General features: G+C 68.0%; 12 protein-coding genes and 1 pseudogene. 7 read left to right on the top strand and 6 right to left on the bottom strand.

Annotation, left to right across the window (positions count from 1 at the left end):
* The first annotated feature begins 218 nt into the window (after positions 1-218).
* Both ACFU5F_RS40165 and ACFU5F_RS40160 read left to right on the top strand, forming a co-directional pair.
* Positions 219-599: a DoxX family protein gene (locus ACFU5F_RS40165; RefSeq protein WP_383898349.1), complete on the top strand. Its 381-nt coding sequence runs from the start codon at positions 219-221 to the stop codon at positions 597-599.
* Between the two features lie 638 nt (positions 600-1,237).
* A complete protein-coding gene (locus ACFU5F_RS40160; RefSeq protein ID WP_383898347.1) occupies positions 1,238-2,146 on the top strand; it encodes a pirin family protein in 909 nt (302 codons plus the stop codon).
* On the opposite strand, the gene ACFU5F_RS40155 is transcribed toward ACFU5F_RS40160, so the two are convergent.
* The 4 genes from ACFU5F_RS40155 to ACFU5F_RS40140 all read right to left on the bottom strand — a co-directional run bounded on the left by ACFU5F_RS40155 (position 2,046) and on the right by ACFU5F_RS40140 (position 7,370).
* Positions 2,046-2,594: a DNA repair ATPase gene (locus ACFU5F_RS40155; RefSeq protein WP_383898345.1), complete on the bottom strand. Its 549-nt coding sequence runs from the start codon at positions 2,592-2,594 to the stop codon at positions 2,046-2,048. The genes ACFU5F_RS40160 and ACFU5F_RS40155 overlap by 101 nt on opposite strands.
* A 152-nt stretch (positions 2,595-2,746) precedes the next feature.
* On the bottom strand, positions 2,747-3,967 hold the full coding sequence (locus ACFU5F_RS40150) for a PucR family transcriptional regulator (RefSeq protein ID WP_383898344.1): 1,221 nt from the start codon (positions 3,965-3,967) through the stop codon (positions 2,747-2,749).
* Between the two features lie 872 nt (positions 3,968-4,839).
* Positions 4,840-6,357, bottom strand: a complete 1,518-nt coding sequence (locus ACFU5F_RS40145) for a long-chain fatty acid--CoA ligase (RefSeq protein WP_383898342.1) — start codon at positions 6,355-6,357, stop codon at positions 4,840-4,842.
* Between the two features lie 101 nt (positions 6,358-6,458).
* On the bottom strand, positions 6,459-7,370 hold the full coding sequence (locus ACFU5F_RS40140) for an SMP-30/gluconolactonase/LRE family protein (protein ID WP_383898340.1): 912 nt from the start codon (positions 7,368-7,370) through the stop codon (positions 6,459-6,461).
* A gap of 205 nt (positions 7,371-7,575) precedes the next feature.
* Between ACFU5F_RS40140 and ACFU5F_RS40135 the strand changes: the two genes are divergently transcribed.
* Together ACFU5F_RS40135 and ACFU5F_RS40130 are read left to right on the top strand one after the other, a co-directional pair.
* Positions 7,576-8,763, top strand: a complete 1,188-nt coding sequence (locus ACFU5F_RS40135) for a PucR family transcriptional regulator (RefSeq protein WP_383898338.1) — start codon at positions 7,576-7,578, stop codon at positions 8,761-8,763.
* A gap of 124 nt (positions 8,764-8,887) precedes the next feature.
* Positions 8,888-10,140 (top strand): annotated as a pseudogene (locus ACFU5F_RS40130) (IS1380 family transposase); the annotation flags it as partial.
* A 270-nt stretch (positions 10,141-10,410) separates the two neighbouring features.
* Here ACFU5F_RS40130 and ACFU5F_RS40125 read toward each other — a convergent pair.
* On the bottom strand, positions 10,411-10,896 hold the full coding sequence (locus ACFU5F_RS40125; RefSeq protein WP_383898337.1) for a nuclear transport factor 2 family protein: 486 nt from the start codon (positions 10,894-10,896) through the stop codon (positions 10,411-10,413).
* 672 nt (positions 10,897-11,568) lie between these two features.
* Here ACFU5F_RS40125 and ACFU5F_RS40120 point away from each other — a divergent pair.
* Together ACFU5F_RS40120 and ACFU5F_RS40115 are read left to right on the top strand one after the other, a co-directional pair.
* Positions 11,569-12,501 carry an alpha/beta hydrolase gene (locus ACFU5F_RS40120; RefSeq protein WP_383898335.1) on the top strand — a complete coding sequence of 311 codons (933 nt, stop codon included), beginning with the start codon at positions 11,569-11,571 and terminating at the stop codon, positions 12,499-12,501.
* 17 nt (positions 12,502-12,518) lie between these two features.
* The gene (locus tag ACFU5F_RS40115) at positions 12,519-13,898 is read left to right on the top strand and encodes an amidohydrolase family protein (RefSeq protein WP_383898333.1); all 1,380 of its coding nucleotides are present in this window, start codon (positions 12,519-12,521) and stop codon (positions 13,896-13,898) included.
* 103 nt (positions 13,899-14,001) lie between these two features.
* On the opposite strand, the gene ACFU5F_RS40110 is transcribed toward ACFU5F_RS40115, so the two are convergent.
* Positions 14,002-14,628: a helix-turn-helix domain-containing protein gene (locus ACFU5F_RS40110; protein WP_383898331.1), complete on the bottom strand. Its 627-nt coding sequence runs from the start codon at positions 14,626-14,628 to the stop codon at positions 14,002-14,004.
* 107 nt (positions 14,629-14,735) lie between these two features.
* On the opposite strand from ACFU5F_RS40110, the gene ACFU5F_RS40105 reads away from it, so the two are divergent.
* Positions 14,736-15,341: IclR family transcriptional regulator (locus ACFU5F_RS40105; RefSeq protein WP_383898329.1), on the top strand; the 606-nt coding region annotated here is incomplete at its 3' end.

The raw sequence follows: 15,341 nt of genomic DNA, 5'->3' as shown, positions 1-15,341 counted from the left end.
CCTGACCCTCCAGGGCCCGGCGTTCCCGCTGAACGCCGCTCTCGTCCCGTCGCGACGGCTGCGGCTGCCGCGACGGCTGCGGCTGCGGCTGCGGCTGCGGCTCACCCGACCTCGTAGCTGATCACGGCTGTTGGAGCCGAGGTCGCACCACCGGAGCACATCGGGACGCATCACGAGAACGTCGTGGCCCTGTCTGATACCCCCCTGATTGGTAACTCATGAACATCGTTTTGTGGATTCTGGCCGGCCTGCTCGCCGTGATCTTCCTGGGCGCCGGCGGCGCGAAGCTGGCCCAGCCGAAGGAGAAGCTCGTCGCCTCGCCGAACATGGCGTGGGCCGAGGACTTCTCTCCGGGCATGCTCAAGTCGATCGGCGCCCTGGAGGTACTGGCCGCGATCGGGTTGATCCTGCCCGCCGCGCTGGACATCATCCCCGTCCTGGTGCCGCTGGCCGCCATCGGTCTCGTGCTGGTGATGGCCGGGGCGGCGATAACCCACGCCAGACGCAAGGAGTCCACCGCGATCGTGCCGAACCTCGTGCTGATCGTATTGGCCGGTGCGGTGGCATGGGGCCGCTTCGGCCCGTACTCCTTCGCCTGATCGCCACAGCGTCCGTACAGGAGCGCGCGCACTGCCCGCCATCACCGTCGAGGACGTCCTCGGCCTGCGCCGGCTGCCGACGCTCGCCCCTGTCAGGGCCAGGATCCCCGCTGGCACCGGTGAGCCTGGGAACGCACCGGATCGCGGGTTGACCGAGGGTGTCGCACACCGTGCTGAACACGATGACGGCTTGTGCGGCTCCGCACCCGGCCGGAGGGGGCGCCGAGGCCGCGGTGGCGCGCGGGCGGGCGGGGGCGTCGTGGAGCCGGCCGAGTACCGAGAACCTCGCAGTCGGTCCGCGTCCAGGAACGTCAGCGAACTGGCTGAACGCGGACATCGCCTACGGCCCCCTCAAGGGCATGGCTCCGCACAAGTGCCGATCACACTGGGCCGGACTTCGCCGGGATCGTCGAGGCCGTCGGTGAAGGCATCAGCGAGGTGGAGGTCGGCTGCCGGCCGTCTTCGGGGCCGCACCGGCGGCCCCGGAGACAGGTTACGGCCCAGGCCGCACCGACGTCGTGCACCGGCCGTGCCCCGAGATCCTTGGGCGCGCGGCGAGGTCGCCCCGCAAGTCGCCTGAACGGCCCATCCCCCTTCATCACTCCTTCTCCTTTCGAGCCGGGCACCAGGGAGCAACCATGACCGAACAGTTGACGGGTGAACGCACACTGACCCGCATCACCACCAAGCAGCAGCTGGGCCCCGACGCGCAGGTCGACGACAAGGCACTCCTCTTCGTGCCGACCGACCCGGCCCTGACCGACCCCTTCCTCGCCCTGGTCGAGGACTGGTTCTCCACCCCCGGCTTCGAGTGGCACCCCCACCGCGGCCTGGAGACCGTCACCACCGTCGTGGACGGCGTCCTGGAACACGGCGACAACCTCGGCCACACCGGGGCGCTGCAGGCGGGTGAGGTGCAGTGGATGACCGCCGGGCGCGGCATCATCCACCGTGAGCTCGCCTACCGCGACGAGCACGCACACGTGCTGCAGATGTGGCTCAATCTGCCCGCCGAGAAGAAGCTGACGCCGTCGCGCTACCAGGACCTGACCAAGGCCGCCATGCCACGCGTGCACGCGCCGGGTGTGACGATCGACGTGCACGCCGGCACCGTCGGCGGCGTCACCGGCGCGACCGACACCCATCACCCGGTGCAGGGCGTCGTCGCCACGCTTGACCCCGATGCCATCTACGACCTGCAAGTCCCCGCCGAACACCGGCTGTTCGCCCACGTCATGAACGGGCGCCTGCTGATCGGCGGCCGGGAACTGCACGCCGGGCAGACCGGCTGGTCCGACCCCGTCACGAGGAGGAGCGGGGACGACGGCGGTGCTCCGGCGGCCACCTCGCTGCACCTGGCGGCCGTCGACCCCGAACAGCCCGCCCGCGTCATGGTCTACAGCGGCACGCCCATCCACGAACCCGTCGCCATGGGCGGCCCGTTCGTCATGAACACCAAGCTGGAAATCGCCAAGGCCTTCGCCGACTTCCACGCCGGCGCCTTCGGCCCGGTGCCCCGCCAGGCCCGCCTCGCCTACGACCGATGACCGGACATGTGCGATAGCGGGGACGCAGGTCGGCCACTTCGCGTGCGCCCCCGCTGCACGGCCGGCCGGCGGTCGTCGGCTTGCGGCCTTGCCTGCTGTGTACGTCACCCCCGCTGGTCTGCGGGTCTGGCGGTTGCAGCCGGAAGCGGGCGGCAAGCTCCCGGTCGAAGGCGGCGGGGTCGTCGAGCAGGCTCGGCACGGCGTCCTCAGGCGGCCGGTTCAGGTCGCGGTCGTGCAGCGCGAAGACGTCACCCACCATCGTCTCCGGCTTGAGCGCGAGGAAGACGTTGCGGCCGAAGAGCAGTGTGTCGCCCACGGAGACGATGTCGCGCGGCACGCGGCTGCGCTCGGTGCGCAGCCGCTCGGTGCTCGTCAGCTCCAGCGGGGTGGAGCCGATCTCCTCGGTTCGGCGGGTGGCCGTCGTCAGGCGGCCGACCGGTGTGCTCACCTGCGACCGAGCGGTGCTCCGGCATCGTTGCCGCAGCACGCTTCTCGACAATGCTGCTGTGCGCGCCGAGACACCTCGGCCGTCCAGCGAACGGTCGATCGGGTTCGTCCTGACGGTACGGCGGCGGGCGGAGAGCGAGGCGGCGGTCTGGTTTAGTCGAGCCGCACGTTCAGCCAGTGCATCGCGTCCAGCGCCAGACCCACGTTGGTGCCGTGCCGCTCGAGTGTCGTCGGGAGGAGTTGTTCGGCGCGGCGGACACGCTGCAGAACGGTGTTCCGATGCGTGTACAGCAGACGAGCCGTCTGTGACGCGTTGTAGCGCTCCCGGATGAACACCCTCAACGTCTGTCGCAGTTCGGCCGGGCCCGCGGCCAGGCGGCCGAGCGTCGTGTGGACGAACTCCCGAAGCCGGGCGCTTTCCGCGGCCAGAAGGAGTACCGCGGAGACATCGTCGTAGAAGACGATCCGCTGCTCGCCGTGGTCGCGGACCAGACGCTGTGCTTCCAGTGCCCTGTGGTGGCTGCGTCTGAAGCCGTCCACCCCCTCGTCCCGGGGCCCGACCACGAGCCTCACGTCGGGGTGCTTCGCCGTGGCGGTTTCCAGGTCGTCCGGCGTCATGAGTGCCCGCGGCGTCACCCACAGCCAGAGAGACGACGTGCTGGCGTGGACGAGAAGCTGATGCGCTGACTGGGTGAGTCGGCCGACGATGCTCGCGGCCTGCACGAGACGTGCGCGGTCCGCGAGCCGCGGCGGTGCGGAGACGATGACGCCCAGGTGGGACGCTGACAGCGGGTATCCGAGAGCCTGCTCCAGGTGGTCCGTCGGCGCGGAGGAGCCGCCGAGCACGAGATTGACCAGTTCGAGCCGTCGAACCTGCGCGTCACCCGACAGGGCCCTGCGTTCCCTCTCGAGGAGGTCCAGCAGCGCGGTGGAGGTGTCCTCGACCCAGCGGGCGAGCGAACGGGAGACGTGGTCGAGAGCCGGCAACAGGACCTCGGGATCCTCGTGCAGTGAGAAGGCCAGCCGCATCCAGAGGGACCACATCGCCTGCTCACCGGCGCGATATGCCGTGCGGAGAGTCTTCTCGGTACCCCAGCGGAACCCTTCTCTCGCGATGCCGACGACCTGACTGCTCAAGGTGGGTGCGACCCGCAGCCGGGGGTGCTCGTACATCGACCGCGTCCAGTGGAGCGCGTTCTCCCGGGTCGCCTCGCCGAGCGCCTCGACAATGGACGGGTCGGCAGCGAACGGGCCGCCCGCGGCATCGACGACCGCCGCGTGCACCGGCATGAGAATGCCCGGATCGGCGAGTATCGCTCTCGAGACACCGCGGATGAGCTCCTCGGAGTCACCTCCGAGCGTGGTGGCAGTCACCCGGCCTACTGTACTGGCGTGTGCGCACCGCCCTGTTCGCTGCCGATCCTGTGTGCAGACCACCATTGAGCTCGCGAACCACGCCCGGTTCCGGTAGACAACCCGGGCCTGATGATTCCCTTGCCGGGTCGGTATGGTGTCGCCCGTCATGCACTTGGGGACCGGAGGGCGCGGAGCCGGGCCCGGTCGTTACAGCATCCGCCTCATCCGTGTCCACCTTTGCCTCGGCTGCGAACACTCATAGTCCTGGCGAGGTCACGACCTGGACTTCTCCGGCGTCGCCTTCGACGGCGGTGACTTTTCCGGCGCCGTCCTGTCAGGCGGCGCGGTCCACTTCAGCGGCCCGGTGTTCTCCGGTGGCCTGGTTCGCTTCAACCTCGCCGAGTCAGTGCGCTGCCATTGGAGTACAGGGCTGTGCCTCAGCTGTTGGAAGGGCTGGAACGAGTCGATCAAGCTGGAACGGTGTCGAGGAGGTCGGCTCCCTGGCACGCCCTGGACGGTCTGTCTGGCGGCCACCGGATCTGGGAACGACTCGGCGGCGGTGATCACCGAGCGGGCCATCAATCGCGGCCGCGCCCAGGCCGTCTTTGTCATCGGTATCGCGGGAACGCCCGACTGTGTATTCGGGGCCACGCTGCCCACCACCACCAGGCGGCACCAGTGTGCGGACGGTCATCTGACCTGAAGTGTCTTCAGCTCAGGTGGCGGCACCACATCCGGGATCAGATCTGCGAGCCCCGGCGGGTGTCAGCGGAGTCGCCTCGATGTCTGGTCCGGCCTCATCGACGAAACCGGTGGGCCGAGCCGACACGCTGACCTGGTCCAACGCCGGACATCACCACCTCGTCGAACAGCGTGACTGAGCGCCAGGGTCAGGAGCGCAGGTGTCGCTTGAGGATCTTGCCGGAGGGTCCCTTGGGCAGTTCGGACAGGAGCCGGATCTCCCGCGGGTACTTGTAGGCGGCCAGACGTTCCTTGCAGAACGCGATGATGTCCGCGCCGGAGACCTGCGTGCCCTGCTTCAGGGTGACGAACGCCAGCACCTCCTCGCCGAACTTCTCGTCGGGCTTGCCGACGACGGCCGCCTCGGCGACGGCGGGATGCTCGTAGAGGACCTCCTCCACCTCCCGGGGGTAGACGTTGTAGCCGCCCCGGATCACCAGGTCCTTCTTCCGGTCGACGATGAAGACATATCCGTCCTCGTCCCGACACCCCAGATCGCCGGTGCGGAACCAGCCGCCCCGGAGCGCTTCGGCCGTAGCCTCGGGCCTGTTGTGGTAGCCCTTGAAAATGTTGTGTCCCCGGATCACGATCTCTCCCACATGATCCCTGCCCGGCGGCAGCTCTTTGTCGTTCTCGTCGACCACGCGCACCTCGACACCCCAGATCGGCTTGCCGACGGACAGCACCTTGCGCTGCTCGGCGCTCGTGTTGAAGGTGGTGCAGCTGGCCGTCTCGGACAACCCGTAGCCCTCGAGGACGACCGTGCCGGGGATCTTCTCCTCCAGGGCTCGGATCACCTCTCCGGGGATCGCGGAGCCACCCGAGATACACCTGCGCAGGCTGGAGAGGTTCCGGGCGGTGACGTCGGCCCTGAGGAGCTCGACGTACATGGTCGGCACACCGTAGAAGTGCGTGCACCGGTGCTTGTCGATCGACTCCAGGACAGCGGTGGCCTCGAACCGTGGCAGCAGCACGAGCGTGCCGCCGCAGCGCACCGCCACGTTCAGGACACTGGACAGGCCGAAGACATGGAACAGCGGCAGCACCGCGACCCCGACGTCGTCGGGCCGGAAGCCGAGTATCTCCCCGACGATCGTGCAGTTCATGTAGAGCTGGAGGTGTGTCAGCTCCGCGCCCTTCGGTTTCCCGGTGGTGCCGCTGGTGTACAGCAACACCGCGGTGTCGTAAGCGGTCGTCGGGTGGATCTCCCCCGTGTCCTCGGAGTACAGCTCGTCATAGTGCCTGGTACCACCCGGACGCAGGTCGCTTCCCGGGATGTTCACCACGAACGTCGTGATGCCGCCGACTAGGGCCGCGCCGCGGTATGCCGCTTCGGCGAACTGCTCGAAGGTGACCAGGACCTTGGCGCCGCTGTCCTGCAGGTGGTAGGTGATCTCCGGCGCCGTGAGCAGCGGGTTCAGCGGCACCATCACCAGTCCGGCCTTGAGGATGCCGAAGTAGGTGAACAGGAACTGCGGCAGGTTCGGCAGTTGTACGGCCACCTTGTCACCCGGCTCCAGGCCGAGGCCCAGCAGGCCCGAGGCGACTCGGCCCGAGATCCTGTCCACCTCGGTGTATGTGAACGCCCTGTCGGCGAAATGGATGAGAGGCTTGTCGGGGTTCACCCCGGCGGACTCACGGAGAGTGGTGGCGAGATTGAACGTCATGGCGGCGGGATTCACGGTCGGCTCGCAATCGGGATCTGGCGGCTGCAGGATCTGAGGCCCGTGGGCGCCCGACGGCGCCGCGGGGCCGGCCTCTGCGAGGGTCAGGGCATGCCGCCGTGGGGGACGTCGACGCGGGTGGCCAGCAGTTGCGCCTCCCGCACCGGACGGCGCTCGTGCTCAAGGAACGACGGTGCCGCGCAGAGGAAAAGGGTTCTGCCGTCGTCGCCACCGAGCATGCAGGCGAACACGCCCGTACCACCGGTGGAGATCTCGTCGACGATCTCACCACCCTCCCGGACGCGGATGACCCTGGGATGGATGGCGTCGGCCACCCAGATGGCGCCTTCGGCATCGGCACAGATTCCGTCCGGCACGACCTGAAGATGCCCCAGCGCCTCGGCGACGTTGTCGCTGCGCGGTGCCGGACCGAACTCCGCCCAGGGACGGCGGTTGATCAGGCCCCCGTCCTCCGCGATGTCGAAAGCCGTGAGCCGGTTGCCGAGGCTCTCGGCGACCACCAGGACGCCCTGCGGCAGGATGACCATGCCATTGGGGAACGCCAGATTGTCGGCCACCGTGCTCGCGGTGCCGTCCGGGTCGACCCTTACCAGGTTGGTCGGGCGGGCGGCACCGCCTCCCATCAGATCGAAGCCGAAGTTGCCGACGTAGGCGCGCCCCTGGGCATCCACGACCATGTCGTTGAGCTTCCACGGCACCAGGCCGGACAGATCGGCGTACGCGTCGAGCCGCCCCGACGCGTCGCGCACGAGCAGGCGGCGGTCGCGCGACGACACGATGAGCAGCCGCCCGTCGGGCAGGAAGCCCAGTCCCGACGGCTCGTTCGAAACCTCGGCGATCACCTCCGTGTGACCGCGGCCGTCAGTGGCCACCACCTGCTCAGTGTAGAAATCCGACACCCACAGCCGGCCCTCGTGCCAGCGGGGGCACTCCAGGAACGAGTAGTCCTCGAGCACGACCTTCAGTTCACGGCCAGCCCGATCGATGTCCGACATCCTTCGTTCCTCCATAACTCGTCCGTCACGCCTGGACCGTCAGTCGTACCAGCCGTTGGTGGGTCCGAGCATGAGGGAAGCCGAATCACGCGCCTATGGAGCTGTCACCAGAGTCGATGCCTCCACCGTTGTGGAAATCTCCAAACACATCCTTGCTCCGCGACTGGTTTCTGCCTGTTCATTCACCTCGTTGTACGATTCACCAATGGGCGACGGACCCACCCGGCCGGCCCCTGCGGATCCGCGACACGGCGACCCCAGAGGGCGACTGATCGACTACGTATTCGCCGAGCGCGTGACATTGGCCGCTCGCTGCGTGGAAGGCATGCGCAGTGCCATCCCTGTCTACCAGTCGCTCGATCCTGACGATCTGGCCCGAGCAAGCATTCGTAATATCGAACTTTTATTCACTTCCGTTGCGCAGGACCGGCCTCTGGAGCCGCAGGAGCTGACCGAGATCGCCGCGCACGGGAGGCGCCGCGCAGAGATGGGCGTCTCGATCGACGACCTGCTGCGCAGCTGGCGGCTCAGCATCGGCACATTCACCGAGTCGATCAGGCAGTTCGCCCGCGAGCACGCCATCGCCGAACCCGTACTGCTACAGCTCGTCATCGACGCGCACACCCACTCCGACAGCGCCATGGTGGCTGCGGCGAGCGGACACCGCGAGGCCGAGCTCGAGATGGTGGGCAACGAGCGCCACAGGCGGGCAGACCTCGTACGCGGTGTGCTGTACGGGACACTGAGCCCCGCCGACCTCCGAGTCCGCGCGCGGGCTTACGGGGTGGAGGTCACCGCGATATACCACGCCCTTCGAGCTCGCCCACGCGCAGGGCAGACCACCGCGAAACTGGAGCGCCACCTGGAGCTGTCCGGCATCCCCCACCACGGGCTGATCACGGTCATCGACGGCGACCTCGTCGGCTTCGTCGACCGGGCGCCGGGGCCCGATCTCCCCGGCTTCGTGGGTATCGGTCCGGCGAGCAGACTTGACAGGCTCGAAGAATCCTTCCGCAGCGCCACCCGTGCACTCGACACTGCCGCGGCCTTCGGTATGGAAGGTGTTCACGACTTGGAAAGCCTCGGCGTTCGCCCGGCGGTCGTAGCGGACCAGGAAGTCGGCGACATCCTCGTCCGGCGTTATGTCGAACCGCTCTCGACGCTTCCCCATGACATGGGAGACACGCTGGCCAGGACCGTCGAACGCTACCTCTCCAACGGCCGGCGAATCGATCCGACCGCCGAGGAGCTGGTCGTGCATCCCAACACACTGCGCTACCGCATCAGGCGGTTCGAAGACATCGCGCGGTGCGATCTGCGTGAGCCGGAAGCCGCGCTCGAAGTCTGGTGGGCTCTGCAGCGCGCCCGTCTCAACCCGGATCCACCGGCATGATCCAGGAGTGATCATTCCTGGGGCGTTCGAGTGGTCTGGGGCTGGTCTGCGGTTTCAGGCACGGAGTATCCGCTGGGCTGCCTACCGGCAAGCACAACACCACCCTTGCCGCCAGGCCGGCTAGGACACCGCGATATCAGCGGCGCTGACGCCGTGGCGGAAGCCGCGGGCCGTCCACGATCCGGGGAAGATCCTGCTGGACGTCGCGATGGCGGTGGCGCTGGGCGGGGACTGCCTCGCCGATGTCGGCATGCTGCGGGCCGAGCCGGCCGTGTTCGGGCCGGTCGCCTCCGACCCGACGGTCTCCCTCCTGATCGACACCCTCGCCTCTTCCGGCGACCGAGTTCTGCAGGCCGCGCGGGCCGAAGCACGCGAACGAGTCTGGCGGTTGGCCGACCGGGAAGCACCCGATGCCGACGGGACGGTAACCGTTGATCTCGACGGGGTGCTGGTGATCGCGCACTCCGACAAGGAGGAGGCGGCCCCGACCTGGAAGCGGACCTACGGCCACCACCCGCTGACGGGGTTCGTCGATCACGGGCCGGGCGGCACCGGAGAGCCGGTGGCAGCCCTGCTCAGGCCCGGGAACGCGGGCTCGAACACCGCCACCGACCACATCACCGCCGCCCAACTGGCCCTGGCCCAACTGCCGAAGAAGTACCGTCGCGAACGTCAGACCCTGATCCGCACCGACTCCGCGGGCGGCACCCACGACTCGTCGCCCGGCTCGCCCGGCGGGGGCGGTGGCTGTCCTACTCGGTCGGAATGGTGATCACCGACGCGATCCACCAGCATGTGCTGCAGGTTCCCGCCTCGGCCTGGACGCCGGCCGCCGAGGCGGACGGCGAGATCCGCGACGGCGCCTGGGTAGCCGAACTCACCGGCGACGTCCTGGACGGCTGGCCCAAGGGCAGGCGGCTGATCGTCAGGAAGGAAAGACCGCACCCCGGGGCCCAGTTGCGGCTCACGGATGCGGACGGCATGCGGCTGTCCTGTTTCGCCACCAACACATCGGGCCGACCGATCGCCGAGCTCGAGCTCCGTCACCGGCTGCGAGCCAGGGCCGAGGACCGCGTCCGAGCCGCCCGGGCCACCGGCCTGCGCAACCTTCCCCTGCACCGCACCGCCCAGAACCGGATCTGGCTGGAGATCGTGCAGATCGCGCTCGACCTGCTGGCCTGGATGCCGATGCTCGCCTTGACCGGCAAGGCCCGGCTCCGGGAACCCCGCCGACTACGGCTCCGCCTGTTCAGCGTGGCCGGACAGCTCGTCACCACCGGCCGCCGGCGAATCCTCCGCCTGCCCCGGCACTGGCCCTGGACCAGCCACATCACCACCGCACTCAACCAGCTCGCACTCCTGCCGAACCCTGGCTGACCAGCGGATTCACCCGTCCCGACGAGAGAACCTCCAGCCGGAGCAGTGGAACCCGGCGTCCACCCGAAACGACACTCGGGCCCTCAACCTGCCCCACCTCAGTCCACGGCACGAAGACGAGCCACCCACTTCGTCGGGAGGCTCGTCACGAAACTTCGAGGCTAGGGGAAGAAGCCCGCACATACCCGCGCCGTCGACTCAGTGGCGCACTCAACGATTCCCGGCACGACCGGCTACCCCGCTAAAGCGATGACCTCCTTTAGAGGCCCTTTAGACGTGGACTCTCATGGGGTCCCCCTGAGTGAAGACAATCTCGAGACGGGCCTGCGTCAATCGCCAGCCGTCTTCCGTTCGTCGGGCGGTGACGTGAAACTTGCCACCACCATCCTCGTGCTTCATCAGCTCCGCCGCATTCGGGAGGTGATACGCGACGACGTAGGCCACGCCCCTTGCCTCGTCTCCATCGAGGTCTACGTAAATCTGCCCAATGTGGTGATACGTCACCTCATAGGCGCGCCCGATATTAGTTCCAGGGGTGTCGACAATCGCTTGCCGACCGCGCTGAATCTGCCCGCCGATCTCAAACACGGCATCGTCGGTGTACAGCGAATTTAATGCGTCGAAATTTGCTTCGTCGAGCGCTCGGTAATGCTCCTGAACAAGTTTTCGGACTTCCGACTCGTCAATCAGGCGCTGCAAAGCCGCTTCATTCACCGATTTCCTCCCATGCCACAAGGTGCCATCACTCTTTGTCATTACCATACGTCCTGTTTACGCTTGGCGGTACTGTTTCCCTTGTCACCAATAGCGTGCCTTGACACCGTCGGGCCACCTGTGGACCCACCACAATTCCAGCTGCTCAATTCTGAGCGCATTGACGACGTTGCGCGCGTGCGCGGCCCCGCCGTGTGGAGAACTCGATTCCCTTGCGGGCGATGAGGTGCTGAATACCGAGCTCGCGCAGCCATCGGCGCAGGTAGCCTTTTGCCGTCCCCCCGTCCGCGTAGAGCTTGGCGGGCCGTCTCCTGCACGGGCGGTCGACCCCGACCGGGCGGAAACCAGCGGCGACTGCCGCCAAGTGCATCCTGCTGTGGCCGCGAAGACGAGCGCGGCCGACGCCTCGCGATGCCCGTACCGACGCCGACCCGTCCGTCCGTCCGGTGCCATGCGCTTGCCATCGGACGCCATTCAAAACCGGCGGACGGAGCTGCGGAGCGTGGCGACTTCGCCGCCGCCCTGCGAAATGTGAGCCGGCCAGCGGCCGGGAGTCCAGCGCGCAAGTGCACAGTGCACTGCTCGCCCCCTAGTCAGTGTGCGTTGCACCATTGAGTGCCGACGCCTCCGCGATGAGGATGTGCCGTGACCCTCCTGGGTGGCCGGCGACCGTGAGGCGCACGCCGGTCCGATCAACGGCGATAGGAGTTCGTGATGGCTGACGCGGCGGTGTCCCGGCGGGATGTGCGGTTCAGGTCGGGCGCCGGTGAGTGTGGTGGGTGGCTCTTCCTGCCCGCCGGCGCGGCGAACGACTCGCCCCTGCCGATCGTCCTCTTGGGTCACGGCCTGGCCGGACTCAAGAGTCAGCGGCTCGACTCGTTCGCGCAGCGGTTCGCCGAGCGGGGGTACGCGGCCCTTGCCTTCGACTACCGTCACTTCGGCTCGAGTACCGGTGAGCCGCGGCAACTGGCCGATGTCGAAGAGCAGTTGGAGGACTGGCGCGGTGCTGTGGCGTATGCCCGGACTCTTGAGGGTATCGATCCGCGGCGGGTGATCCTGTGGGGGACGTCGTTCGCCGGTGGGCATGTGATCACGACGGCCGCAGGCGATCCCGGCATCGCCGCAGCGATAGCCCAGTGCCCGTTCTCCGACGGGCTGGCCGCCGCGAGGGCCATGCCGAAGAAGACGATCATGCGGCTCATGCGTGAGGCGTTGAGGGACCGGAAGGCGGCGAACCGGAATGAGCCGCCGGTGCGCGTTCCCATCGTGGGGCTTCCCGGTGACCTGGCGGTGATGACCTCGCCGGACTCGGTGAGTGGATTGCGGGCGATTTTCGACGCGTCGGGCGAGCCGTTCGAGATCCCTGAGATTCCCGCCCGTTTCATGTTCCAGGTGCCGCGCTATCGGCCCGGCCGCGGGGCGTCCGAGGTGAAGGCGCCTCTGCTCGTCTGTGTGTGCGAGCGGGACAAGGTGACACCGGCGCGCCAGACGGAGCAACTCGCCTCCCGTGCGGCGCGAGGGGAAGTCAAGCGTTACGACGCCAGCCACTTCGACATCTATGTGGGCGATTGGTTCGAGCGTGTCGTGGCCGATCAGATCGAGTTCCTCGAGCGGCACGTGCCGGTCGAGGCGACCGTCGTACGCTGAGCGAGCAGGGGCCAGACATGGAACCTTCGAACACCCGTGTCGGTGAGGTGCTGGCCGGGCGCGCTGATGACCCGCAGCGTTCGGCGATCCTGCGCCATGCGGAAGTCGTGACGATGGATCCGGACCGGCCGCGGTCGGAGCGGTCGGACGTGTTCGTCCGGGGAAGCCGGATCGAGGCCGTCGGAGCGGATCTCGGCCACCTCGCTGATGAGAACACCGTCGTCGTGGATCTCACCGAGCACATCGTCCTCCCCGGATTCATCGACTGCCACGTTCACGCTTGGGAAGGGGTCTTTCGGGGTGCCGTGCCGGATGCGAGCTTCCCCGATTACATGGCTTTCGCGCACATGGCGTGCGCTCCGCTGATGACTCCGGACGAGATGCGGGTCGGGCAGCAACTCACCGCCGTCCAGGCCATCAACGCCGGCGTGACAACGATCGTCGACAACAGTCACAACACGAAGTCCGTGGAGCACGCGCTCGCCGCCATGGACGGTCTCCGGTCGACGGGAATTCGGGCGGTCTACGCCGCCGGGGCGCCGGCCGTCGACACGGATCCGGAGAAGTTCCTGCGCACCTTCGCGGAACTGCGATCGGCGTACCCGGACGACGAACTGCTGACCCTCCGCTTGTTCAGCCCGATGCCCTCGCGTGGAGTCTTCGAGTTCGCGCGAGCGACCGGTGTGGGCGTCTCAGCCGAGCTGGTCCTCGGAGTTCCCGTCCCGCAACTCGGGTTGCCTGCGGCCGTCGGCGACTTCTTCGGCGAGGGCCTGATCGGAGCCGACGATACGTTCAACCACTGCATCGGCGTGAGCGCGCGGCAGTGGTCGGAGTTGCGAGACGTGGGCGCCGGCGTGAACGTCACTCCGCGATCCGACCCTCACTTCGGCATCGGCCCCGCGTTTCCCGCCGTACTCCAGGCGCAGGCGAGCGGCGCTGTCTTCGGTATCAGCTCGGACAACGAGGTCTGCTACGGACTGGACTTCTTCACCGAGATGCGGACGCTGCTGACACTCCAGCGCAGTGCCGCGTTCGCCCGGCTGAACTCCTCCTCGGGCGAGCAGGCGATCAGCCCGTTCGGCACACTCGACGCGCTCCGGGCCGCCACGTCCGGGGGCGCGCCGAGCGTCGGCATGCCCGGTCGGCTCGGGATGCTCAGGGCGGGCCTGCCTGCCGACCTCATCGCCGTCGACACCGGGCGGGTGCACCTGCGCCCTCGTGGCGACGCGGTCGGCACCGTCGTCAACTTCTGCTCGAACAGCGACGTCGACGTCGTCTTCGTCAACGGCACGCTCCGGAAATGGGGCGCGGAGATCATCGGCACTGATGTCGCTCGGACGATCGCGGAGGCAGAGCGGTGCCGGGAGCGTGTTCTCGGCGCGGAGAACGCTGCTTGACCGACCGCTGGGCGTGGGTACACCGGGCACGAGCCGGGCCTGCTCGCGCTCGGTCTCGGGGTGCGCCTCGGCGGCGAGTGACCGTGAGGGCGGGGCCTCGGCCTCATGCCGATGGCGGGACCACCCCGCCCTTCGTGACGGTCGGGCCGAACTGGCGGACCTGAGGGAGGGTGGTGACCACATGGGCCACGACGCGTTCGCTGAGGCAGATGTGGCGATGGGGTACGTCACCGGGGAAGCGGACGAAGTCGCCCGCGGCCAGGTCCACCGATTCGTTGAGCGGACCGGTGCGGAGCTTTCCAGTGATCACGTAGAGGTGATGCAGGGTGCCGGCACTGTGTGCGGGGATCGGCTCGGGGTCCCGGTCGCCCCGTTCCAGACGCAGGACGAGGGTGCGTACGTAGCCGGAGCCGTAGGTCTCGTCCAGGAGGCGCTCGGTCCAGTTCGCCGCTTCGGACCACTCGCCCTCGCTCTGCCGCTGGACGTAGACCGGGGTGCCCCACTCCGTCAGCAGGCGGCGCGCGGGCACGTCCAGCGCGGCCCCCAGCAGCGACAGGGTCTCCACGGTGGGATTGCCCACGCCCTGTTCGATCTTGGAGAGCGTCTGTTTCGACAGACCCGACCGGCGGGCCAGCTCGCCCAGGGACATCGCCCGCTCCAGCCGGAAGCGGCGCACGTTGCGGGCGACGAGCTCGTTCTCCCAGGCAAGGGTGTCACTTTTAATGTGCATGCCGTCATTATTGACGAACAGACGACGGGCTCGCATCCTTGTCACGTAAAGCATGACAGGTAGCACATTAAAAGTGACACGACTCCTCGAAGCCGAGGTGAACAACCATGACCGCAACCCTCGCCGGTTCCGCGCGTGACGACCGAGCCGCCGTCGACAAGGCCATCAGCCTCCTCGTCGCCCTCGGGGACAGGTCCAGCGGGGAATCCGGCGTCAGCGCACTCGCGCGACGGGCGCAGATGAGCAAGTCGACCGCGTACCGCGTCCTCGGCATGCTGGAGCGCAATGGCGTGGTGGAGCGCGTCGGGACCGACTACCGGCTCGGTGAGCGCCTGCACCATCTGGGAAAGGCCGTCTACGCGCCCGGCTCCGAGAGCATCCGCGACATGCTGCTGCCTCACCTGGCCGACCTGTACGAGGCGAGCCGGGAGACGGTGCACCTGGCGGTCCTGGACGGCCCGCACGTGGTGTATCTCGCCAAGCTCTACGGTCACCGGCCCGCGCCCGTGCCGTCCCGCATCGGTGGCCGGCTGCCGGCCTACGCGACGGCGGTCGGCAAGGTCCTGCTCGCCTACGACTACGAGGCCGCGGAGCGGGTGTTGTCGCAGCCTCTGCGCTCCTTCAGCGCGAGCACGATCACCGACCCCGACGAGTTGTCCGCCGAGCTGGACGACATTCGCCGTACCGGTGTCGCCTTCGACAACGAGGAGTAC

The organism is Streptomyces sp. NPDC057438, assembly GCF_042802995.1.
In the GTDB taxonomy this organism is placed as follows: Bacteria; Actinomycetota; Actinomycetes; order Streptomycetales; family Streptomycetaceae; genus Streptomyces.
Note: the sequence above shows the minus strand (reverse complement) of the source record. Positions and strands in the feature narration are given on the sequence as shown.